The 21338-nt window shown below is 61.6% G+C and carries 20 protein-coding genes and 1 pseudogene; 11 read left to right on the top strand and 10 right to left on the bottom strand.

Annotated features, from left to right (window positions below):
• The 3 genes and pseudogenes from ACFPWW_RS18095 to fcl all read left to right on the top strand — a co-directional run.
• Window positions 1-942, top strand: a pseudogene (locus tag ACFPWW_RS18095) (exopolysaccharide biosynthesis protein); the annotation flags it as partial.
• Between the two features lie 162 nt (window positions 943-1104).
• Entirely contained in the window at window positions 1105-2208 is a 1104-nt protein-coding gene (gene gmd / locus ACFPWW_RS18090) for a GDP-mannose 4,6-dehydratase (protein ID WP_113414674.1), read from the top strand.
• Window positions 2201-3172, top strand: coding sequence for a GDP-L-fucose synthase (gene fcl, locus ACFPWW_RS18085; protein ID WP_377312798.1), 972 nt, complete (start codon window positions 2201-2203; stop codon window positions 3170-3172). Before gmd ends, fcl begins: the two co-directional genes overlap by 8 nt.
• Before the next feature lie 13 nt (window positions 3173-3185).
• Here the strand turns inward: fcl and ACFPWW_RS18080 are convergent, their stop codons facing one another.
• Entirely contained in the window at window positions 3186-3821 is a 636-nt protein-coding gene (locus ACFPWW_RS18080) for a GntR family transcriptional regulator (protein WP_377312797.1), read from the bottom strand.
• A 177-nt stretch (window positions 3822-3998) separates the two neighbouring features.
• Between ACFPWW_RS18080 and ACFPWW_RS18075 the strand changes: the two genes are divergently transcribed.
• From ACFPWW_RS18075 to ACFPWW_RS18055, 5 genes are read left to right on the top strand one after another with little or no spacing between them, the layout of a single operon-like run.
• Window positions 3999-5423, top strand: a complete 1425-nt coding sequence (locus ACFPWW_RS18075; protein WP_377312796.1) for a M20 family metallopeptidase — start codon at window positions 3999-4001, stop codon at window positions 5421-5423.
• Entirely contained in the window at window positions 5420-6139 is a 720-nt protein-coding gene (locus ACFPWW_RS18070) for an ABC transporter permease (RefSeq protein WP_377312795.1), read from the top strand. The genes ACFPWW_RS18075 and ACFPWW_RS18070 overlap by 4 nt, the downstream gene beginning before the upstream one ends.
• Entirely contained in the window at window positions 6139-6879 is a 741-nt protein-coding gene (locus ACFPWW_RS18065) for an ABC transporter permease (protein WP_113499321.1), read from the top strand. Before ACFPWW_RS18070 ends, ACFPWW_RS18065 begins: the two co-directional genes overlap by 1 nt.
• The gene (locus tag ACFPWW_RS18060) at window positions 6876-7640 is read left to right on the top strand and encodes an ABC transporter ATP-binding protein (RefSeq protein ID WP_377312793.1); all 765 of its coding nucleotides are present in this window, start codon (window positions 6876-6878) and stop codon (window positions 7638-7640) included. The genes ACFPWW_RS18065 and ACFPWW_RS18060 overlap by 4 nt, the downstream gene beginning before the upstream one ends.
• 35 nt (window positions 7641-7675) lie before the next feature.
• On the top strand, window positions 7676-8533 hold the full coding sequence (locus tag ACFPWW_RS18055; protein ID WP_112571671.1) for a transporter substrate-binding domain-containing protein: 858 nt from the start codon (window positions 7676-7678) through the stop codon (window positions 8531-8533).
• 54 nt (window positions 8534-8587) lie between these two features.
• Here the strand turns inward: ACFPWW_RS18055 and ACFPWW_RS18050 are convergent, their stop codons facing one another.
• On the bottom strand, window positions 8588-10045 hold the full coding sequence (locus tag ACFPWW_RS18050) for a catalase (protein ID WP_377312792.1): 1458 nt from the start codon (window positions 10043-10045) through the stop codon (window positions 8588-8590).
• A 126-nt stretch (window positions 10046-10171) separates the two neighbouring features.
• Between ACFPWW_RS18050 and ACFPWW_RS18045 the strand changes: the two genes are divergently transcribed.
• Both ACFPWW_RS18045 and ACFPWW_RS18040 read left to right on the top strand, forming a co-directional pair.
• On the top strand, window positions 10172-11098 hold the full coding sequence (locus ACFPWW_RS18045) for a LysR substrate-binding domain-containing protein (protein ID WP_377312791.1): 927 nt from the start codon (window positions 10172-10174) through the stop codon (window positions 11096-11098).
• A gap of 185 nt (window positions 11099-11283) precedes the next feature.
• A complete protein-coding gene (locus ACFPWW_RS18040) occupies window positions 11284-11661 on the top strand; it encodes a hypothetical protein (RefSeq protein ID WP_112571669.1) in 378 nt (125 codons plus the stop codon).
• Window positions 11662-11669: 8 nt separating this feature from the next.
• Here the strand turns inward: ACFPWW_RS18040 and ACFPWW_RS18035 are convergent, their stop codons facing one another.
• From ACFPWW_RS18035 to ACFPWW_RS18000, 8 genes are all read right to left on the bottom strand, one after another.
• Entirely contained in the window at window positions 11670-12599 is a 930-nt protein-coding gene (locus tag ACFPWW_RS18035; protein WP_377312790.1) for an MYG1 family protein, read from the bottom strand.
• Between the two features lie 118 nt (window positions 12600-12717).
• Window positions 12718-13755, bottom strand: coding sequence for an L-idonate 5-dehydrogenase (locus ACFPWW_RS18030; protein WP_377312789.1), 1038 nt, complete (start codon window positions 13753-13755; stop codon window positions 12718-12720).
• Between the two features lie 9 nt (window positions 13756-13764).
• Window positions 13765-15171: a TRAP transporter large permease gene (locus ACFPWW_RS18025; RefSeq protein ID WP_112753476.1), complete on the bottom strand. Its 1407-nt coding sequence runs from the start codon at window positions 15169-15171 to the stop codon at window positions 13765-13767.
• Between the two features lie 4 nt (window positions 15172-15175).
• Window positions 15176-15748 carry a TRAP transporter small permease gene (locus tag ACFPWW_RS18020; protein ID WP_112571660.1) on the bottom strand — a complete coding sequence of 191 codons (573 nt, stop codon included), beginning with the start codon at window positions 15746-15748 and terminating at the stop codon, window positions 15176-15178.
• A 61-nt stretch (window positions 15749-15809) separates the two neighbouring features.
• Window positions 15810-16784 carry a sialic acid TRAP transporter substrate-binding protein SiaP gene (locus tag ACFPWW_RS18015; RefSeq protein ID WP_377312788.1) on the bottom strand — a complete coding sequence of 325 codons (975 nt, stop codon included), beginning with the start codon at window positions 16782-16784 and terminating at the stop codon, window positions 15810-15812.
• 23 nt (window positions 16785-16807) lie between these two features.
• Window positions 16808-17566, bottom strand: a complete 759-nt coding sequence (locus ACFPWW_RS18010) for a FadR/GntR family transcriptional regulator (protein WP_112704048.1) — start codon at window positions 17564-17566, stop codon at window positions 16808-16810.
• A gap of 109 nt (window positions 17567-17675) precedes the next feature.
• On the bottom strand, window positions 17676-18749 hold the full coding sequence (locus ACFPWW_RS18005) for an Ldh family oxidoreductase (protein ID WP_377312786.1): 1074 nt from the start codon (window positions 18747-18749) through the stop codon (window positions 17676-17678).
• Window positions 18750-18866: 117 nt separating this feature from the next.
• Window positions 18867-19715 (bottom strand): helix-turn-helix domain-containing protein, encoded by an 849-nt coding sequence (locus tag ACFPWW_RS18000; RefSeq protein ID WP_377312803.1) that lies wholly within the window; start codon window positions 19713-19715, stop codon window positions 18867-18869.
• 107 nt (window positions 19716-19822) lie between these two features.
• On the opposite strand from ACFPWW_RS18000, the gene ACFPWW_RS17995 reads away from it, so the two are divergent.
• Window positions 19823-21139: an alpha-glucosidase/alpha-galactosidase gene (locus tag ACFPWW_RS17995; protein ID WP_113414675.1), complete on the top strand. Its 1317-nt coding sequence runs from the start codon at window positions 19823-19825 to the stop codon at window positions 21137-21139.
• Window positions 21140-21338: the final 199 nt, after the last annotated feature.

The raw sequence follows: 21338 nt of genomic DNA, 5'->3' as shown, positions 1-21338 counted from the left end.
CCGCAGGGGCGCAGCCGGCTGTTCTATCTGATCGGCGCCTTCTTCGCTTCGGTCTCCGTTGCGGTGACGGCCGCCTTCGTGGTCGAGATGATGGACCGGACGGTGCGCAGCTTCGACCAGATCTCCACGATGGGCCGCATCGTGCCGGCCGGCTTCGTCCCGCATCTGCGGCGCAAGGAGCGCAGGGATCCCTCCAGGCTGTTCGGCCAGACGCAGATCGGCATGTTCGACGAAGCCATCCGCACCGTGATGATCTCGCTCAAACAGGCCAATGGCGGCAAGCTGCCGCACTCCATCGCCGTGACCTCGGCCCATAGCGGCGAAGGCAAGTCGCTGGTGGCCGGATCGCTGGCCATCGAACTGGCCGCCAACGGTACGCCGGTGCTGCTCGTCGACAGCGACATCCGGCGCGGCCATCTCGACACGCTGTTCAGGTCCGGCCTGAAACAGGGGCTGAACGAGTTCCTGAGCGGACAGGCCGCCCTTGAGGACGTCGTCCACCATCATCCGAGCGGGATCGACTTCATCCCGGCCGGCAGTCCCCGCCTGCAGCGGCGCGTGCGGCTGACCGACGTGGCCGAGATCATCGAGATGGCCCGCGCCCGAGGCCAGGTCGTCATCTTCGACAGCGCGCCGGTGCTCGCCTCGGCCGACACCATGCATCTGACGGCGCTGACAGAGCGCACGCTGATGGTCGTGCAATGGGCAAAGACCAGCCGCCGCGCTGCCGAATTCTGCCTGCAGCAGCTCAGGAGCGCCCGCAACGCCGACATCGTCGTCGCCATCAACAATGTCAGACCCAAGCGACACGCCAAATACAACTTCCGTGACTCCGAGTTGTACGCAAGGTCGCTGATGGCCTATCAGAATTTCGAGGTATCGCCGATCGCGGCATGGTTCACCCTGCGCTGGCTGCACCCGTATCTGGGGATGCAAAAATGACCGCCAGGCGACTCGATCACCCGCATCACAGACAGGGCCGGAACCGCACGTTCAGGCGGCCAACGCTCCGCCGATGGCACTCGACGAGGCATTGCGCCTGTTCGGCGCACGACAGCATCCGCTTCTCAGAAACAGCGTTAGTATTCGAGTTGGAGAACGATCATGGATACCGGCATGAGACATAACAGGAAAGTTGCACTGATTACCGGGGTAACAGGTCAGGACGGTGCCTATCTGGCCGAATTGCTCCTGGATAAGGGCTATATTGTCCACGGCATCAAACGGCGGTCGTCGTCCTTCAATACCAATCGCATCGAACATCTCTACGAGGATCCGCATGTCGAGAATCCGCGCTTCATCCTGCACTACGGGGACATGACCGACGCGACAAACCTCATCCGGGTCGTCCAGGAAACGCAGCCCGACGAGATCTACAATCTTGCCGCACAAAGCCACGTTCAGGTGTCCTTCGAGACGCCGGAATATACGGCCAACGCGGACGGAACCGGCACGCTGCGGCTGCTTGAAGCCATTCGCCTTCTCGGCTTGACCAGGAAAACCCGTTTCTATCAGGCATCGACCTCGGAACTCTACGGCAAGGTCCAGGCAGTGCCGCAGAACGAGACGACGCCATTCTACCCGCGATCGCCCTATGCCGCCGCCAAGCTCTATGCCTACTGGATCGTGGTCAACTATCGCGAGGCCTATGGCATGCATGCATCGAACGGCATCCTGTTCAACCATGAAAGCCCGATCCGCGGCGAAACCTTCGTGACGCGCAAGATAACCCGCGCGGCGGCGGCCATCCACCTCGGCCTCCAGGACCGGCTCTATCTCGGCAATCTGGATGCCAAGCGCGACTGGGGACATGCGCGCGAATATGTCCGCGGCATGTGGCTGATGCTGCAGCAGGACGAACCGGAGGACTATGTTCTCGCAACCGGCGAGACCCACACCGTCCGCTCCTTTGTCGAGAAGGCTTTTGCCAGGGTAGGCATGCCGATCGACTGGCGTGGCGAAGGTATCGAGGAAAAGGGCTACGACACCATATCCGGCCGCTGTGTAGTGGAGATCGATCCGGCGTACTTCCGGCCCACGGAAGTCGATCTCCTGCTCGGCGATCCCACCAAGGCGCGCACGAAACTCGGCTGGAAACACGAGATCAGCCTCGATCAACTGGTTTCGGAAATGGTTCGCGAGGACCTGAAAGTCATGGCCCGCAACGTTCCGGCGGTCGGCGCGAACAAGGGCCTTGTCCATGCCTGAGGTGATCTACAGCCTTGCCGGAAAGAGGATCTATGTCGCGGGCCATCGCGGCATGGTGGGTTCTGCGATCGTGCGGCGCCTCGCGACCGAGGGCTGCGAAATCCTGACTGCCACGCGCGCCGAGCTCGATCTCAGACGACAGGATCAGGTGGAGGCATGGATGGAGAAGAATCGTCCCGATGCCGTTTTCCTGGCGGCGGCCAAAGTCGGCGGTATTCTCGCCAATGATACCTATCCGGCCGACTTCCTCTACGACAACCTGATCCTTGAGGCGAACGTCATCCACGCCGCTTACGAAGTCGGCGTCGAAAAGCTGATGTTTCTGGGTTCGTCCTGCATCTACCCGAAATTCGCGGATCAGCCGATCGTCGAAGATGCCCTTCTGACGGGAGCGCTCGAACCCACGAATGAATGGTACGCAATCGCCAAGATTGCCGGACTGAAGCTATGTGCCGCCTACCGAAGACAGCACGGCAAGGATTTCATCTCGGCCATGCCCACCAACCTTTATGGGCCGGGCGACAATTTCGACCTCGATTCAAGCCATGTCATGCCGGCCCTGATCCGCAAGGCGCACGAGGCCAAGATCAACGGCGAGAAGCAGATCCGCATCTGGGGCACCGGAACGCCGCTGCGCGAGTTCCTGCATGTCGATGATTGCGCTGACGCCTGCATCCATCTCATGAAGACCTATTCGGCCGAAAGTCACGTAAACGTGGGTTCAGGGGAAGACATTACCATCCTCGAACTGGCAGGGCTCGTTGCTGAGGTCGTCGGCTTCGAAGGCGAAATCACGCGGGACCTTGGCAAGGCGGACGGCACACCGCGCAAGCTGATGAGTGCCGACAAGCTGCGCACCCTTGGCTGGTCGCCGAAAATAGGCCTGAAGGAGGGCATAGCCGATGCCTATCGCTCCTTCCTGAAGGGGCACTATCTCGAGCGCCATAACGAGGCCGCTGAGTAGCGGCAGCCGACGTTCAGCCCTGAAGGATATGCTGTCGCACCAGTTCCTTCAGATGCTCCGTATCGCCGGCTTCGATCGCATCGATCATCAGGTGGTGCTCCCGGCTCGACTGCTCCACGCGCGCACGCGTGCGCCACTGGGAAACCGGCGCCGACGACGTCCGCTGGCGAATTTCCGTGATGAGGTCGACCAGTTCCTGATTGCCGCCAAGGATCAGAAGCTGGCGATGGAAGGCAAGATTTGCCTCGTAAAGTTCCAGCATCGTGCCGTTCAGCACCATGAAGTCGAAATGCTGCGCAAGCCCGCGCAGATTGGTGATATCGGCCGGCGACGCGTTCTGAACGATGGTTCCGGCGATCGCCGTTTCCAGGATGATGCGGATCTCGCTGACTTCCCGCGCACGCCGCCCATCCGGCTCGTAGACATGGTAGCCACGGTTCGGCACGTGTTCCACGAGCCGCTTCTGGGCAAGGCGATCAAGCGCCCGGCGCACTTCGGGCCGCGTGCAATTATACCGCCGCTCGAGATCGATCTGCTTCAGCCAGGTCCCCGGCAGAAGCACGCCGGCCAGGATGTCCTGAAGCACGAGGTCCGTCACGTCGCGCCCGCTGGACGTTCCCTGCCCCGAATCCATCACGACATCCGCCATTCGAATTTCCCCTCACTCTCTGCATCGATACCACGGGCTGCGGCATGTCCGTAAGGCAGCCCGAACAGTTTGCCGTGATGAAAATTTATTCGTGCACATGGATTGCGCATAAATTTTTTGTATCCTAAATTGGCGCCAATTTTGGATACTATGCAAAATGAAGCTGTTTTGGAAGCCATGAAAAACTCGGACGCCGTGTGGGACATCGTCGAAGCCAAGCGCGAAGCCTTCTTTGCGCTCAGCGACCGGATATGGGATATGCCGGAGACGAATTATGAGGAGTATCGCTCCTCCGAAGAACATGCCCGCCAGCTGGAAGCGGAAGGGTTCCGTGTCGAACGCGGCGTCGCGGGATTGCCGACCGCTGTGATGGGTGAAGCCGGAGAAGGTGGTCCGGTCATTGCGATCCTCGGAGAATTCGATGCGCTCCCGGGGCTTAGCCAGGAGGCCGGTGTCGCCGAAAAGCGCGAGTTGACGGTAAACGGCAATGGCCACGGATGCGGCCACAACATGCTGGGTGCCGGGTCGATGCTGGCGGCAGCTGCGGTGAAGGATTTTCTCGCCGCAAACGGCATCAAGGGCCGTGTACGCTACTACGGCTGCCCGGCAGAAGAAGGCGGCTCGTCCAAGGGTTTCATGGTCCGCGCAGGCGTCTTCGACGATGTCGACATCGCCATTTCCTGGCACCCGGCCGCCTTTGCCGGCGTCAACAACCCCGTCTCGCTTGCCTGCAACGAGATCAACTTCCATTTCACCGGCCGCTCCTCGCATGCCTCGGCAACGCCGCATCTCGGCCGCAGCGCGCTTGATGCCGTCGAGCTGATGAATGTCGGCGTCAACTATATGCGCGAGCATATGCCCTCGACTGCGCGCATCCACTATGCCGTGACCGATACCGGCGGCTCAGCGCCCAATGTGGTCCAGGCACGCGCGACGGTGCGCTACCTCATCCGGGCGCGGAACCTGCCCGAACTCCTGTCGCTCGTCGCTCGCGTCAAGAAGGTGGCAGAGGGAGCCGCCCTCATGACCGAGACCTCCGTGCGCAGCGAAGTGATAAGCGGCGACGCCAATCTCGTCGGCAATGCTCCGCTTGAAGAGCTGATGTTTGCCAATCTCGAACGCCTTGGCCCGCCCGTCTTCGACGACGACGACCGGGCACGTGCCCGGATGTTCCAGGCGACGATGAGCGCCGAGGATATCGCCTCCTCCTATGCCCGCTTCGGCCTGAAGGCGAAGAAGGACCAGCCGCTCTGCGAGGAAATCTTTCCGCTCTATGCCGGTGACAGCACGATCGTCGGCTCCACCGATGTCGGCAGCGTCAGCTGGGTCGTGCCGACGGTCCAGATGCGCGGCGCGACCTACGCGATCGGCACGCCCGGCCACTCCTGGCAGCTTGTCGCCCAGGGCAAGCTGCCTGCGGCCCACAAGGGTACGGAACATGCGGCAAAGGTCATGGCGAGCACCGCCATCGACCTGATCCGCAATCCGGCTCTCATCGAGGCGGCCAAGGCCGACCTCAGGAGCCGTCTTGACGGGACGCCCTTCGTCAATCCGATCCCGGATAACGTTCAGCCACCGCTGCCGGAGAAACAGGCATCATGAACCAGCACGGCATCCTCGAGCTCATAAGCTTCGGCCCCGACGGATGGGGCAAGGCGCTGATCGCCGGCGCGTGGATGACGATTCTTGTGGCGCTTGCCGGTTATGCCATCGGCGCCGTCATCGGCACCTTCGGTGCCTGGGCGAAAATTTCAGGCGGCCGCGGCCTTCGCATCGCCGCCGATACCTATACAACGGTCCTTCGCGGCATACCGGATCTCCTCATCATCTACCTCTTCTATTTCGGAGGCGGTGCCGCCGTTACAGCGCTCGGCCGGCTCTTCGGCGCTGAAAGTTTCCTCGGCTTTCCGGGGTTCCTCGCCGGATCGCTCGCCGTCGGCGTCACGTCAGGTGCGCAATTTACCGAGGTCTTTCGCGGTGCGCTCAAGGCAGTGCATGCAGGTGAAATCGAGGCGGCGATCGCCTGCGGCATGGGCCGTTCACTGCGTTTCCGCCGCATCGTCGCGCCGCTGACGCTGCGCCATGCGTTGCCGGGCCTCGGAAACGTCTGGCAGGTCGTCCTGAAAGAATCCGCGCTCGTCTCCATCACCGGCGTCGCCGAACTGCTGCGCCAGACACAGGTTGCGGCGGGCTCGACCGGCCTGCCTTTCGATTTTTATGTCGTAGCGGGGGCCATCTACCTCATCATTTCAACTGGTTCCGGCCTTTTCCTGCGGCTGGCCGAAAGACACTTCTCCCGTGGCGTGAGGAGAGGCTGATGGATTGGCAATTTCTCGCCGAGACCTTCGTCAGTCTTGTTTCGGCCGTCCCGCTGACGCTTGAACTCGCCGCGACCTCGATCGCGCTCGGGGCTGTTCTGGCGCTCGCAATCGCGCTTTGCCGGCTCTCCGGCATCGCCGTACTCGAATGGTTTGCGCGCGCCTATGTCTTCATATTCCGCGGCACGCCGCTGCTCGTGCAGATCTTCCTCATCTATTACGGGCTCGGCCAGTTTCCCGAAGTCCGGCACAGCATCTTCTGGCCGTTCCTGCGCCAGGCCTATTGGTGTGCCGTTCTTGCACTGACCATGAACACGGCAGCCTATGCCAGCGAGATCATTCGTGGCGGGCTTCTGTCAGTCCCCTTCGGCCAGATCGAGGCGGCACGGGCCTGCGGCATGCCCCGCTTCATGCAGTTCCGCCGCATCGTCCTGCCGCTCGCCATCCGGCAGGCGCTGCCGGCTTACTCGAACGAGATGATCTCCATGGTGAAGGCCACATCGCTCGCCTCGATCATCACCTTGATGGAAGTGACCGGCGTCGCCGCCAGGATCATTTCCGAGACCTACCGGGCGATCGAAGTGTTCGTCGTGGCAGGCGCCATCTATCTGGCAATCAACTTCCTGCTGACGCGCCTCGTTCATCTCGTCGAATATTGGCTGAGCCCGCATCTGCGCCAGCCCGTCCCCCACCATCCGGTGGCGCCCACCGCATCCGCACTCGAAGGAGACGCCCGATGACTGCGCCGATCGCGCTCAGCGTGAAGGATCTGCACAAGAGCTTTGGACCCGTCGAGGTTCTCAAAGGCATCTCGCTCGATGCCCGTGAAGGCGATGTCGTCTCGATCCTCGGCTCCTCCGGCTCCGGCAAATCCACCTTCCTGCGCTGCATCAATCTTCTCGAGACGCCGAATTCCGGTTCGGTAACGGTCGCCGGCGAGACGATCCGCATGGTGGCCAACGGCAAGGGCGGCAGCAGGCCGGCCGAACGCCGGCAGGTGGACCGTATCCGCTCCCAGCTCGGCATGGTGTTTCAGAGCTTCAATCTCTGGTCCCACAAGACGGTGCTCGAAAACGTCATCGAAGCGCCGGTACATGTGCTCGGTCGCCCGAAAGCCGAATGCATCGAGGAAGCCGAGGCGCTGCTCGCCAAGGTCGGCATTGCCGAAAAGCGCAATTTTTATCCCTCGCATCTTTCCGGCGGCCAGCAGCAGCGCGCAGCAATCGCACGCGCGCTCGCCATGCGACCGAAGGTGATGCTCTTCGACGAGCCGACGTCCGCGCTCGATCCCGAGCTGGTCGGCGAAGTCCTGCGCGTCATGCGTGCGCTTGCAGAAGAAGGCCGCACGATGCTGGTCGTCACCCATGAAATGGGCTTTGCCCGCGACGTCTCGAGCCGGGTCGTCTTCCTGCACAAGGGCGTCGTCGAAGAAGACGGCAGGCCGCAGGAAGTCTTCGCCAATTCACGGTCAGACCGTTTCCGCCAGTTCATCAGCCAGTAGTTTTCTCAGCCCAACAAAGAAAAGGGGAGCAAAATATGACATTCTTCTCACGGGTTCTGATGGCGACATCAGCCGCGGCCATCATCGCGACGGCCGGTATCGCACATGCCGAAGACAAGAAGTGGACGACCGTGACGATCGCCACCGAAGGCGCTTTCAAGCCCTATAACTTCACCAAGCCGGACGGAACGCTCGACGGTTACGAGATCGAACTGACCAAATATCTCTGCGATCACATGAAGGTCGAGTGCAAGATCGTCGTCCAGAATTTCGACGGCATGATCCCCGCACTCAACGCCGGCAAGTTCGACGCCATCATCTCCGGCATGTCGGCGACGGCCAAGCGCGAGGAGGTTATCGCCTTCAGCGATTCCTACGGCTCTACCGGCCAGGCCTTCGCGACCTCGAAGACGAGCGATCTCGCCAACCTGCCTGAAAAGGGTGAAGTCTTCTCGCTCGCCAGCGATGAAGCCGGTGCCGCCGCCGAGATCGAGAAGATCAAGCCGGCGCTGCAGGGCAAGACGATCGGCGTGCAGACCGCCTCGACCGCAGCCGCTTTCGTCGACAAGTATCTGAAGGGCGTCGTCGAGGTCCGCGAGTACAAAACGACCGAAGAGCATGATCTCGATCTCAAGGCCGGCCGTGTCGATATCGTCATGGCGTCCATGGCCTATCTGACGACGGCATCCCAGAAGCCGGGCAACGAAGACATGACGACTGCCGGCCCGCGCTTCCAGGGCGGCTTCCTCGGCCGCGGCAGCTCCGTCGGCCTGCGCAAGGGCGATACCGAGCTGAAGGCAATGTTCAACGACGCGATCGCGGCCGCAAAGGCCGATGGCACGATCAAGACCCTGTCGGAAAAGTGGTTCGGCTTCGACGTGACGCCGAAGTGAGCCGATCCTGAAACGATGCCCGGCGAGCGCTGCTCGCCGGGTATTCTCTGCGCATCAGCCTGCGGCGAGGCGGGCGACCGCTTCGGCAACGCCTTTGCCGTAATCGGGATCGGCTTTTGTACAGTTGTCGATGTGCCGCTGTTTGACCTCGGCTCGGGCGTCGCCCATCGCACGCGCGGTATTGTCGAACAGAACCTGCTTCTGTGCCGGCGTCATCATCCTGAAGAGATCGCCGGGCTGTTGGTAGTGGTCATCGTCGATCCGGTGATCCCAATGGTCGGCTGCGCCTGAGAGTTCGAGCGGCGGCTCGTTGAGCTGCGGCTGGTCGGCCCATTCCCCCTTGCTGTTCGGCCAATAGGTCGGCGTGCCGCCGAGATTGCCGTCGGTGCGCATGGCGCCATCGCGATGATAGCTGTGAACCGGGCAGCGCGGAGCGTTGACCGGAATGTGATGGTGGTTGACGCCAAGGCGATAACGCTGGGCATCGCCATAAGAAAACAGACGCGCCTGAAGCATTTTGTCGGGCGAATAGCCGATGCCCGGAACAATGTTTGCCGGCGTGAAGGCCGCCTGTTCGATCTCGGCGAAGACGTTACCGGGATTGCGGTTGAGTTCCATCACGCCAACCTCGATCAGCGGAAACTCCTTCTTCGGCCAGACCTTGGTGAGATCGAACGGATTGAACCTGAAGCTCTTCGCCTGCTCTTCCGTCATGACCTGGATGAACAGCGTCCATCGCGGGAAATCGCCGCGGCCGATGCTGTCGAAGAGATCGCGGTGATGCGATTCACGGTCCCGGCCGATGAGCGCCTCGGCTTCGGCATCGGACAGGTTCTCAATGCCTTGCTGGGTGCGAAAGTGGAATTTCACCCAGGTCCGTTCGTTGGCGGCGTTGATGAAGCTGTAAGTATGGCTGCCGAAGCCATGCATGTGGCGATAGCTCTTCGGGATACCGCGCTCGCTCATGACGATCGTGACCTGGTGGAGCGCTTCCGGCAGCAGGGACCAGAAGTCCCAATTGCTGTCGGCCGACCGCATGCCCGTATGCGGATCGCGCTTGATGGCATGGTTGAGATCGGGGAAGCGAAGGGGATCGCGGAAGAAGAAGACCGGTGTGTTGTTGCCGACCACATCCCAGTTCCCCTCCTCCGTATAGAAGCGCAGCGCAAAGCCGCGAATATCGCGTTCGGCGTCAGCCGCTCCGCGCTCGCCGGCAACCGTGGAAAACCGCACGACCATCGGCGTCTGCTTGCCGATCTCGGAGAATATCTTCGCCTTCGTATAGCGCGTGACATCGTGTGTTACCGTGAATGTCCCGTGGGCGCCCGCGCCTTTGGCATGCATGCGGCGCTCAGGGATCACTTCTCTTGCGAAATGGGCAAGCTTTTCGATGAGCCAGACATCCTGCAGCAATGCCGGCCCGCGCGAGCCGGCCGTCTGGATGTTGACGTTGTCGCTGACGGGCGTGCCGTTGGCGTGGGTGAGATGCGGTCGGGTCGGATCAGAGGTCATGAAGCGCTCCAGCGGTTGAATATCCGAGCCCAACTTGCCAATTGCGTTTCATCAGGTGAATGATATTAATTCTATCCCATTAATAGCTGTTAGCTATAAATTGCGCCAACCGGTGGAGTTGCTGCCGTGAAGACCTCCATAAACCTGAGCGGCCTGTCTCTGCGGGACCTCGAATATGTCGTCGCAATCGCGGAACATGGCAGCTTCGTCCGCGCGTCTGAAATCTGCGGCGTCGCCCAGCCATCCCTGTCCAGCCAGGTTCGGAAGCTGGAAGCCTGGACGGGCGTCACGATCTTCGAGCGGACCACCCGCAAAGTGATCATCACAGCCGAAGGGCAAAGATTTGTGGAGCAGGCGCGCAAAGTGCTAGGCGAAGCGCGCACGCTCCTGGCCGTCGTGCGGGCATCCGACGAACCCTTCGGAGGATCTCTGCGGCTTGCGGCAATCGCGACGCTCGGCCCCTACCTCTTCCCCCGGATCGTCGGACGGTTCAGAAAGGATTTCCCTCGGCTGAAACTCAATCTCGGCGAGGGCCTGACGGACCAATTGGTCGAGCAATTGCTCGCAGGCGAGCTCGATGCGGTCTTGCTGTCACTGCCACAAGATCAGCGGCTGCTCACCACCACCCCGTTGTTCGTCGAGCCTTTCCTGCTCGCCGCGCCCGAGGGACATCCCGCCAGCCGGTCGGGCGGTCCGGGTTGGCAAGCCCTGGAAGGGAGCGAGCGGCTTCTCCTCGACGAAGGACATTGCCTGCGAGAACAGGCGCTTGCGGCCTGCTCGCCATCGGAGGCGGCGACCCGTCACGCCACCAGCCTCGAAACCCTGAAATATATGGTGGCAGCCGGCGAAGGATGTACGCTCGTACCAGCGCTCGCGCGAACCGAGGGGGCTCCCATCCACTATAGCGCGCTATCCGAGCGCCGTTATACGCGATCGATAGCGCTCGCCTGGCGCCGGAGCGATCCGCGCGACGCAGCGTTTCGCGACCTCGCTCTCTGGCTGCAGCGCGCAGCCTTGGCACTTGACCAGAGACTGCGCCTTGCCGACGGTTAACCGGCCCGGTCGGTCGCCGGCGGTTCCGTGCCCTGTGCGCCGAAAGTCGGGTGTCGGGAAACACCCGGCGAGAAATTTCGATGGATAGGGTCTTGCCACGCTCGCCAGGCAGCGCCTACATCGCCATTCGTGTGGCGACCTGAAACCCGGCCTTGCGGCGGGATCATTACGAAGGAGAGCTGGCCATGGCCAATCTTCCCGATATGACGAAACATCGCGGCTTTCCGTCGGGAATGCCGGGAAGCGGCATCCAGTTCACCATCCGCCGCGCCAATCCGCGGGGGGTGACACCGATCAAGGCTCTGCCCCGCCGCGCCCGGCCCGGTACGGCAGAACACCGGGTCGACGCAGCCTTCCTGCATGCGCTCTGGCATCATTTCGGCGCGGAGCCCTTCGAGCGCGGCAATCTGGACGCGGCTCGGCTCAACCTGCTCTTCGGACGCGAAGTCGTGGCTGCCGACAAGGATTTCGACCCGATGTCTTATGAGGCGATGCTTGTCATCAACGAAAAGCTGGCGCGCCAGAATTTCCCGGAAGCGTTCGAAGACGTCATGGAAGTTTGACGAGAGCGTTAGCCGGCAAGCGGATGCGCCTGCTCTACGGCAATTTGCGCCATCGCAAGGGCTGCCTCTCGGGTCTTTGCGGCCGCGACGAAGCGCCCCTTGTGGCAGAAGGTGGCTCCCTCTACGCCGCAGGCGCGCTCGAGTTCCCGGCCGGTCAGTCCTGCCCAGGCCTCCGGCAGATCGGCGCGTAGCTCGAAACCCTCGTCAGCACGGCGAATGCCCGTCAGGCACCAGTCGTTTTCCCGGGGGTGAACGACGAAGAGCAGATGATCGGCCTTCGCCCTGACGATCGCCGCCCGGAAGGGCATGCCCATCGGCAGCTCGAGGACGCGCTGCCGGCCCGCCTCGCCGATCGCTTTGAGAACAAGGGCTTCGGCGCGCAGCTTGGCATCCTGCGTTGCGATACCGGCCTCCACGAAGCTTCGTGCAATCGAAAGGGCGGCATGGAACGCCCGGTCGTCGGCATCGGGATCCTTGGCGTCGAAAACCGGCTTCAGGGTTTCCAGGAGAGCGGGCAGCGTCAGGCCGGCCAACTCGCCCGCGATGGAGGGATCAAGCGCTCCATTGTCGGTCAGATCGACCGGCAGGACGAACTTGGCATCGAACGCGGCGTGTACCGCGGAAATATGCGTCTCCGGCACGCCCAGTTCTGCGAGATAACCGGCCCCGTAATGTTTCCAGATCAGGCCGAAGGAACTGTAGGGCCTTCCATCCTCGCGCACGGGCGCACCGCGCTGATGGTGATCGAAAATACCTGCGGCGGGATCATAAAGCCCGCCGACATCATAGATGATGCGGTCGGCGCCGGGGGTGGTCCATTCGGCGTTCCGGCTGCGAACGATCCTTGCCTCGGGGAACAGGCAGGTCAGGACGACGCTCGAAAGCAGCTCATCCGCGTGGAAGCCGCCGGAATGCGTAACCAGGTATGAAGGGGTCATTGTCAGATGCGTCTCTCGGAACCGGAAATGTGTTGCCCGTGGTGATAGCCCGTGGCGACCATCAACTCAACACCAACAGCGCCTTGCCGGCCGGCGCGCTCAGGACCGCCGTTCAGGCTCACGGAAAAGTCATCTGGACCTTGCATGCCAGCGAACGGTCGCCGGCGATGTCGAAGGCCGAAGAGGCCTCTTCGAGCGGCAGGCTGTGGCTGATGATCGGCCGCACATCGATGCTCCCGCGCGAAATGAGATCGACGGCGACACCGAATTCCTCGTGAAAACGCTGAGTGCCGTGGATGTGAAGCTCCTTGCCGACGATGGCATTGAGAGGCACCGGCACATCGCCTGAGACGCCGACCTGGACAATGGTGCCGCGCGGCCGGACCGCCGCAATCGCGCTGTGAATGGCCGGAGCGGCAGCAGAACATTCGAAGACGAGATCGAAATGGCCCTTTCCCGTCTGAAACTCGGCAAGAGCGGCCGCATCCCGCGTCACATTGATCGTGCGGCTGGCGCCCATGGCATTGGCCCGCGCGAGCGCCGCATCGGCAAGGTCGGTGACGACGACTTCGCTTGCCTGATAATAGCTGGCGACCGCAACCATCAGCGCGCCGATCGGTCCGGCGCCCGTCACCAGGACTTTCTTGCCGGCAACGCCGGGCGCGCGCGATGCGGCATGCAGGCAGACGGACAGGGGTTCGCTGCAGGCCGCTTCCGCCGGCGTGGTCGAGGCAGCGACTTCAAAACATTGTCTGGCCGGCACGACCAGCCATTCACGGAACATGCCCTGCTCGTGCGGCAGGCGCATCGCGCTTCCCATAAAGCGCATTTCCAGGCAATGGATCGGCAGGCCACTGCCGCAATATTCGCAGGTTCCGCAGGGCTGGCTCGGATTGACCGCAACGAGGGTGCCGACCTTCAGGTCCACCCCCTCGCCGGCCAATTCCACCGTTCCCGACGCTTCGTGGCCGGGTATCATCGGTTCGCGAACCCGGACCGGTCCGAAACCGCCATCCTGATAATAATGCAGGTCGGAGCCGCAGATACCTGCGGCCGCCATCTTCAGCAGCACCTCGCCTGGACCGGGTGCGGCAACCGGAGCGGTCTCGATCCTCAGATCGCCCTTTGCATAAAGCCGTGCCAGACGCGTCTGCATTGCATCCTCCTATTTCAGAAGTCCAAGCTGCTGCGGCAGCCACAGCGATACCGAGGGGACGAAGGTGATCAGGATCAAGGCGATGAACAGCGGCGCAAGCCAGGGCAGGATCGCCATCGTCGTGCGCTCCACCGATAGTTTCGCCACCCGCGACAGCACGAAAAGCACCATGCCGAGCGGCGGATGAAGCAGGCCGATCATCAGGTTCAGCGTCATGATCAGGCCGAACTGCACCGGATCGATGCCGAATTTCGCAACGATCGGCAGAAGGATCGGCACGAGGATCGTGATGGCCGCGATCGTATCGAGGAAGCAGCCGACGAAGAGCATCAGCAGGTTCACGAGGATCAGGAACACCCACTTGTTGTCGGTGATCGACAGGATCGCGTCGGACAGAAGCTGTGCCGCCTGGCTCACCGTCAGCAGCCACGCGAAGACCGAAGCCGCCGTAACGATGAAGAGAACGGAAGCCGTCGTCTCGATCGTGTCGAAGCTCGCCTTGGCAAGCGTCGAAAGCGTCATCGTGCGATAGCGCACCAAGCCGAGGAACAGCGACCAGAGAACGGCGGCGACAGCCGCTTCCGTCGGCGTGAACCAGCCCATCGTCATGCCGCCGATCAGGATGACCGGCGTCATCAGCGCCATGACGGCAGAAAAGCGGAAATACCAGTCGAGTGCCAGAAGCACGACAAGAGCAATGCCCGCCGCCGCGTTCATCGACAATCCCGATCGCATCATCAGGTAGATCGCGAGCGGCACCAGCAGCACAACGACGATCTCCAGTCCCGCCGAAAGGAGTTGCCTGATATCGAACGGCGCGTCGGAGCCCCACCGTTTCGCATAGGCGAAAGCCGCAACGGTGATCATCATCAGCAGCGTCATGACGACGCCCGGCAGGATGCCGGCCATAAAGAGGGCGCCGATCGAGACATTCGCCATCATGCCGTAGATCACGAAGGGCAAGGATGGCGGGAAGATCGGGCCGAGCGTGGCGGACGCCGCCGTCACCCCGACGGCAGCCTCCACCGGATAACCGTGATCCTTCATCGCCTTGATTTCGATCGTGCCGATACCGGCCGCATCGGCAAGTGCCGTACCGGACATGCCGGAGAAGATGACCGAGCCGATAATGTTGACCTGCGCGAGGCCGCCCTTCATCCAGCCGACGAGCGCGACGGCGAAAGAATAGATACGGCCGGTGACACCCGCCGAATTCATGAGGTTGCCGGCGAGGATGAAGAAGGGAACGGCGAGCAGCGGGAAGCTCTCGACACCCGCGATCATGCGCTGGGCGACGATGATGTCAGGCGCAACGCCGTAGAGGACGATATAGAGAACCGATGCGACAGCCATCGAGATTGCGACGGGCACGCCGATCAGCATCAGCAGCAGAAACGAGCCAAGCAGGAGCAGCATCAGATCATCCTTCGACGGCGTGGAATTCTTCGGGGCGTTCCAGGACGGAATAGCCGCGGCGAACATTGGCGATGAAGACGATCACCGCGCGGATCAGCATCAGAACGAAGGCTGCAAGCACGCTATAGAAGACGATGTTGCGCGGCAGGTCGACGGTGACCATTTGCTCGTCGGCGACGATTTGCACGTAACGCCACATCAGATAGCAGCCGTAGGCGAAGAAGCCGATGCGGACAATATCCACGAAGGTCGCGAGAATACGCGCAAGACCTGCCGGCATGTAGTGATAGAAGACATCCACCTGGATATGGCGCGACGTGCGCACGCACATGACGGCGCCCAGGAAGACGACGCCGATCAGGCAGTTGACGGCGATCTCTTCGGTCCAGGCATAGCTGTTGTTCAGAACATAACGGGTGAAGAACTGCAGGAAGACGCAGCCTGCCATCAGCCAGAAGACGATCAGCGTGATCCAGTCCTCTATGGCGTAATCGGAGACATTGGCGGTGGGCGCATGTCCCTCGAACTCGTGGCCGATCTCCTCGGCAGTGATTGGCGTGTGAATTTCTTGCGACATGATCGGCCTTGTTCCGGTTGGGAAATGAGGGCGCGCCGCGCGCCGGCGCGCCCTCGGGCTCTTACTGGATCGCGCGGATCGCTTCCCAATCGGCCTTTTCGTAGCCGAAGTCTTCGAACTTGACCTTTTCCGCGACGGTCTTTTCGAAATCGGCCTTGTCCACCTCGGTGACGCTGAGGCCGTTCTCCTTGAAGGTCGTGATCAGGCTGTTTTCCTTGCCCTCGATGGTCTTGGTCGTGCGCTCGGCGGCCTCCTGCATGACTTCGCCGAAGATCTTCTTGTCGTCGTCCGAAAGGCTCGACCAGAGCGTCTTCGAGATGACCGTATTCAGATGATCGACGATATGGCCCGTGAGGATGATGTTCTTCTGAACTTCGTAGAACTTCTTCGCCTCGATCGTCGTCAGCGGGTTCTCCTGGGCCTCGACCGTGCCGTTCTGAAGCGCGAGATAGACCTCGGCAAAGGCGATCGGCGTAGTGTTGGCGCCGCAGGCCCGCGGCATGGCGAGATAGGCCGGAACGTCGGGCACGCGGATCTTCAGGCCCTGCATGTCGGCGCATTTGGCGATCGGCTTGTTGGCCGTCGTATGGCGCGTGCCATAGTAGCTGACGGCGGCGATATGGTTGCCGGTCTTGTCCTCGTAACCCTTGGCGAGGCGCTTGAAGACGTCACTCTTGGTATAGGCGATCAGATGTTCCGGGTTGCGGAAGATATAGGGGAAATAGGTCACGCCGATCGGCTTGTAGTCGCGGGCGGCAAAGCTCGATCCGGAAATGATGATATCGACCGTCCCGAGCTTGAGACCCTGATTGATATCGGCTTCCTTGCCGAGCTGCGATGCCGGATAAACCTCGATCTTGTAGCGACCGTTGGTGCGCTTGTTGATCTCTTCCGCGGCCCAGACGGAATCCGTGTGGAAGGGTTCCGAGGTCTCGTAGACATGCGCCCATTTCAGCACGGTCTGCGCATGTGCGACCGCCGTCGTCGCCATGATTGCGGCGGCTGTGCACAATATCGTCGTCAGTTTCAGCTTCATCGCTCTCTCCTCCTGAGCTCCGGTTAAATGGCTGTCTTTCCCTTCTTGGGCCCGGCCGTATGGCCACGCCCCTCCTCGCCCGAAAACTCCTCCCCGAAGCTTTCGGAAAACCTCTTCTGCGAATTCGCAAGATGCGTGCGCATGGCCGCCTTCGCCCCTGCCGCATCGCCGGCGGCGATCGCATCGCGGATGGCACGGTGCTCTTCCAGCGCGCTGCGCCACGACACCGGCCCTTCGAAATGGCTGGCAAGCTTCTCGAAATAAGGCGTCATGCGCATGTCGAACATTTCGCCGGTGACGCGGATCAGGGTCGCGTTGCCGACGATCGCGGCGATGCCGGTATGAAAGGCCCGGTCGGCGACAAGCACGGCGCGCGCATCCTCCACCACGCCGCTCATCGCACTCAACGCCTCGTCGAGAATGGCGATGTCTTCCGGGCGGGCGTTTTTTGCGGCTTCCTCCGATATCGCGCATTCGATGATGGCGCGCGCCTGCAGCAGTTCGAAAGGGCCTTCCGCCGGTTCACGTTCGCTGCCGGTCGCTTCAGCCGGCTGCTTGCGCGTGACATAGATGCCGGAGCCCATACGGATATTGATGTAGCCCTCGACTTCCAGCACGATCAACGCCTCGCGCAGCGTGGGGCGCGAAACCGAGAGCTGCTCCGCAAGCTCGCGCTCGGCCGGCAGCCTCTGGCCGACGGCGAGTTCGCCCCGGATGATCATCAGACGAATCTGGTCCGCCACCTGCCTGTAGAGGCGGCGTGATTCCACTGCCGAAAACATTATGGCCTCCCCGGCGCGCTTCTCCTCAAGCGCACAACTGGTCAACTGGCCTGACCAATTGATCCGAAGCTATCATCGGGAAAGGTATGCGTCAATCCGCCGCAAACGGTCAGGCCGGGCTCACCAGCCGATAAGTGGCGGCAAGCGTTCTGAACGCGTCGACTGTTGCCGGGTCAAGGGTGACGCCATGTTTTTCCCGCTCCGCGGCCACGGCCCATTCCCGATCGCCGGGCGCCATCACCTTGAAACCCTCGCGCGCCGGCGATGTCCTCAAAGTTTCGACATAGCGCTTCATGGCGGCATCAAAGGTCTCGACGTCGAGGAAGGCGGCGGGATTGAGCGCGATGACGAAAGCGCCCAATCCACGCGGGGTCGAAAAATCCGGGCCGGGCATCGGCGCAATGTCGAAACTCAGCTTCATGCCCGTGAGGACGGCACTAAGGATCTCCGGAATGCCGGCAAGCCCTGCACCCTTGAAACCGAACTCGCCGCCGAGCGGCGCCAGCATGTCGGCCACGCCGGGATCGGTCGTATCGTAGCCCCGTTCGTCGGAGGCCACCCCTTCCGGGAGTTGTCGGCCGAGGCTGCGGTAAAGCTGGACGCGGTTGTAAGGCACGGCACTCGTCGCCATGTCGAAGAGCCAGGGGTTATCGCCCCTGACGGGCACGGCGCAGGCAATCGGATTGGTGCCATGAAAGCGCATGGCGCCATCGTGCAGGCGCACGAAACTGTCGGAATTGCAGAAGGCAAAGCCGATGAAGCCGCGATCGGCCGCATCGATCGCATAAGCGCCCGCCGGGCCGAAATGCGAGGAATTGCGGATGGCGACCGCACCGATGCCGAATTCACCGGCAAGGCGCGTTGCATGGTCCATCGCCGTGTAGGTCGCAAGCGCACCATGCCCATTATCCGCATCGAGTGAAGCAACGGCGCCGAAACTGTTTGCCAGGGCAAGACGTGGGCGCGGGTTGAGACGCCCCTCGGTCAATCCCTTCACATAATGCGGCAGGAGGCGGACACCGTGGCTGTCGATGCCGTAGCGCGTACCATGCAGCATCCCTCGTGTCGCCGCATCCGCAGTCTCCCGGTCGGCACCGGCGGCGAGGAAGACCTTTCGGCAGAAATCCGCGATCGCTGCCAGGGGCACTAGGTCGCCGGTGGAACTTCTACTGTCGCTCGTCATGGCCCTCAATCCTTTCGCATGGATCGTCTGCGGACATTAACGCGCCGGCGAAAAGATTCGATAGCCTGTTTGCGCTTGAATCTATCGGTCGTTCTCCTCGTCCGGACCGGACAGGCGTCACGGCTTGACGAGCGACAGACGAAACTGCCGGGGTGTCGTGCCGGTTCGCTGTTTGAAGATATCGTAGAAACGGCTGCTGGAACCGAAACCACAGTCGAGGGCGATTTCCAGGATCGAATCCTCTGTCTCAGCCAGCCGCTGCATCGCTCTCGCAAGACGATAGCGCGTCAGATATTCCATGACGGAAATGCCGAGCACATCGCGAAATGCCCGGTTGGCGGTGGTCGGATGCAGATTGGCGCGCCGGCCGAGATCCGCCAGGCTGAGCGGCTCCGAAAAATGTCGGTTGATGAGGTCGGTCAGTGTTTCCGAATGGCGGATGGCGGGGCTTACGGGTGTCGCGGCGGCCGCGACCGACGGGCCTTGATCATCGGCGTGATCGAGGAGGAGCCGACGCACCCTGAGCTTGGCCTCGTCGGCAATCAGCTGGCGCCGCAGGGGATCGCCCCCGCCCCATTCCTCGACCCATGCAGAAACAATTGACGAGGTCGTCTCGCGGCGGTGAGGTTCGACCACGAAGGCACCCTGCATGATCGCCTGCCTAGCCTTCTTGTCGATGGCGAGCGCGAGAAAATCGACGAGCGGAAGATAGATGCAGATAAGCGGGGCCTCTGGTGTCACCAAAATCGTCTGGTGCGGGATGGCGGCCCAGAACAAGACGAGCCGTCCTGCCTCGACCCGCTCCTGACGGCCGTTGAAGAGATAGGTCATGGCGCCGTCGAGAAGCAGGTTGATTTCCACATGGTCGTGCCAGTGTGCAGTACTCATGGCATCTGCCGTATGGCGTTCGATCAGGAAGTCGCGTGGCGATCCCTTCCACTCACTGCTTTCGTCGAAATGATCCACCATACTTCCGCTCCGCTTCGATCCGGGAACACTTGCGCCAATATCAGGAAGAAATTCTCGATTGGAAGAGGCACCACTATGGCAACATCGACTGGCCGGAGACCAAAATGCCGAAGATTTGTCTCGTGGGTGCGGGCAGCACCGTTTTTGCGCAGAATATTCTGGGGGATGTGCTCTCAACGCCCTCGGGCAGCGACTATGTGATCAGCCTGTTCGATATCGATCCGGAACGACTGAAGACGTCGGAGATCGTCGCGAGGCGTATCTGCGAGGCGCTCAACCTGCGAAAGGTGAAGATCGAAGCGACCCTTGATCGTCGCGAGGCGCTGCGCGGGTCGGATTTCGTTATCCTGATGATGCAGGTCGGGGGCTACAGGCCTGCCACGGTAACGGATTTCGACGTGCCGAAGAGATACGGGCTGCGACAGACGATTGCCGACACGCTCGGCATCGGCGGCATTTTCCGCGGGCTGCGCACCATCCCCGTGCTGGAGGCGATCTGCCGTGATATGGAGGAGGTCTGCCCGGACGCATTGCTGATGCAATATGTAAACCCAATGGCGATCAATTGCTGGGCGATCAAGGAACTGGCGCCCAGCATTCGCACGGTCGGCCTTTGCCACAGCGTCCAGCACACGGCCGCCCATCTGGCTTCCTGCCTTGGCGAAGACATTGCCGACATCAACTACATCTCTGCAGGCATCAATCATGTCGCCTTCTTCCTGAAATACGAGAAGCTGCATGCCGATGGGCGGCGGGAGGATCTTTATCCCCGCCTGAAAACCCTGGCCGGCGAGGGTCGCGTACCGTCCGACGACCGCGTACGCTTCGACGTGCTGAAGCGTCTCGGCCATTTCGTAACGGAATCCAGCGAGCATTTCTCCGAATACACGTCCTGGTACATAAAGGACCGCCGCCCCGAGCTCATCGACAAGCTCAACATCCCGCTCGACGAATATATCAGCCGATGCGAAAGGCAGATCTCCGAATGGCATGCACTGCGCCGCGATCTCGAAGGTGACAGGCCGATCGAGGTCTGCCGCAGCAATGAATACGCGGCCGGCATCATCAACGCCGCAGTGACGGGTAATCCGGCGCTGGTCTACGGCAACGTTCCCAATCACGGCCTGATCGAGAACCTGCCGGCCGAATGTATCGTCGAAGTGCCCTGCCATGTGGACAGGAACGGTATTCAACCGACCCGTATCGGCAGGATCCCGTCACAGCTTGCTGCTGTCATGAAGCTCAGCATCTCGGTCCAGGAACTGACAGTGGAAGCGGCTCTGACGGGAAGACGTGACCGCATTTATCAGGCGGCCCTGCTCGATCCGCATACATCGGCCGAACTGTCGCCAGACGAAATCTGGAGCATGGTCGACGACCTGATCGAAGCGCACGGAAACCTTCTGCCCAAGTACCACTGAGCTCTGGCCGGCGGCCAAGCCGCTCCGATAGGACCGACGAGAAAGCGTGCCGTATTCCATTACGGCGCGTTTTTCGCGTTCCCTTTAACGCTTCGGCCGACAGCCCCAAAAAGATCACAAACGATCAAAATCATGATTGACATTGATCGTATTGGGTGGGAACGTTGACGCAACAAGCAAAACCGCAGCAGGGAACAGC

Source organism: Rhizobium sp. GCM10022189, assembly GCF_042656325.1.
GTDB lineage: Bacteria > Pseudomonadota > Alphaproteobacteria > Rhizobiales > Rhizobiaceae > Rhizobium.
This window is presented reverse-complemented; position numbering and strand designations above follow the sequence as displayed.

Excerpts from the sequence above, each read along its gene's own strand:
- ACFPWW_RS18040 (WP_112571669.1), top strand. The coding sequence starts at position 11,284 with ATGGCCAATCTTCCCGATATGACGAAACATCGCGGCTTTCCGTCGGGA.
- ACFPWW_RS18065 (WP_113499321.1), top strand. The coding sequence starts at position 6,139 with ATGGATTGGCAATTTCTCGCCGAGACCTTCGTCAGTCTTGTTTCGGCC.
- ACFPWW_RS18010 (WP_112704048.1), bottom strand. The coding sequence starts at position 17,566 with ATGTTTTCGGCAGTGGAATCACGCCGCCTCTACAGGCAGGTGGCGGAC.
- ACFPWW_RS18055 (WP_112571671.1), top strand. The coding sequence starts at position 7,676 with ATGACATTCTTCTCACGGGTTCTGATGGCGACATCAGCCGCGGCCATC.
- ACFPWW_RS18070 (WP_377312795.1), top strand. The coding sequence starts at position 5,420 with ATGAACCAGCACGGCATCCTCGAGCTCATAAGCTTCGGCCCCGACGGA.
- ACFPWW_RS18015 (WP_377312788.1), bottom strand. The coding sequence starts at position 16,784 with ATGAAGCTGAAACTGACGACGATATTGTGCACAGCCGCCGCAATCATG.
- ACFPWW_RS18030 (WP_377312789.1), bottom strand. The coding sequence starts at position 13,755 with ATGCAGACGCGTCTGGCACGGCTTTATGCAAAGGGCGATCTGAGGATC.
- fcl (WP_377312798.1), top strand. The coding sequence starts at position 2,201 with ATGCCTGAGGTGATCTACAGCCTTGCCGGAAAGAGGATCTATGTCGCG.
- ACFPWW_RS17995 (WP_113414675.1), top strand. The coding sequence starts at position 19,823 with ATGCCGAAGATTTGTCTCGTGGGTGCGGGCAGCACCGTTTTTGCGCAG.
- gmd (WP_113414674.1), top strand. The coding sequence starts at position 1,105 with ATGGATACCGGCATGAGACATAACAGGAAAGTTGCACTGATTACCGGG.
- ACFPWW_RS18050 (WP_377312792.1), bottom strand. The coding sequence starts at position 10,045 with ATGACCTCTGATCCGACCCGACCGCATCTCACCCACGCCAACGGCACG.
- ACFPWW_RS18075 (WP_377312796.1), top strand. The coding sequence starts at position 3,999 with ATGAAAAACTCGGACGCCGTGTGGGACATCGTCGAAGCCAAGCGCGAA.
- ACFPWW_RS18080 (WP_377312797.1), bottom strand. The coding sequence starts at position 3,821 with ATGGCGGATGTCGTGATGGATTCGGGGCAGGGAACGTCCAGCGGGCGC.
- ACFPWW_RS18060 (WP_377312793.1), top strand. The coding sequence starts at position 6,876 with ATGACTGCGCCGATCGCGCTCAGCGTGAAGGATCTGCACAAGAGCTTT.
- ACFPWW_RS18020 (WP_112571660.1), bottom strand. The coding sequence starts at position 15,748 with ATGTCGCAAGAAATTCACACGCCAATCACTGCCGAGGAGATCGGCCAC.
- ACFPWW_RS18025 (WP_112753476.1), bottom strand. The coding sequence starts at position 15,171 with ATGCTGCTCCTGCTTGGCTCGTTTCTGCTGCTGATGCTGATCGGCGTG.
- ACFPWW_RS18005 (WP_377312786.1), bottom strand. The coding sequence starts at position 18,749 with ATGACGAGCGACAGTAGAAGTTCCACCGGCGACCTAGTGCCCCTGGCA.
- ACFPWW_RS18035 (WP_377312790.1), bottom strand. The coding sequence starts at position 12,599 with ATGACCCCTTCATACCTGGTTACGCATTCCGGCGGCTTCCACGCGGAT.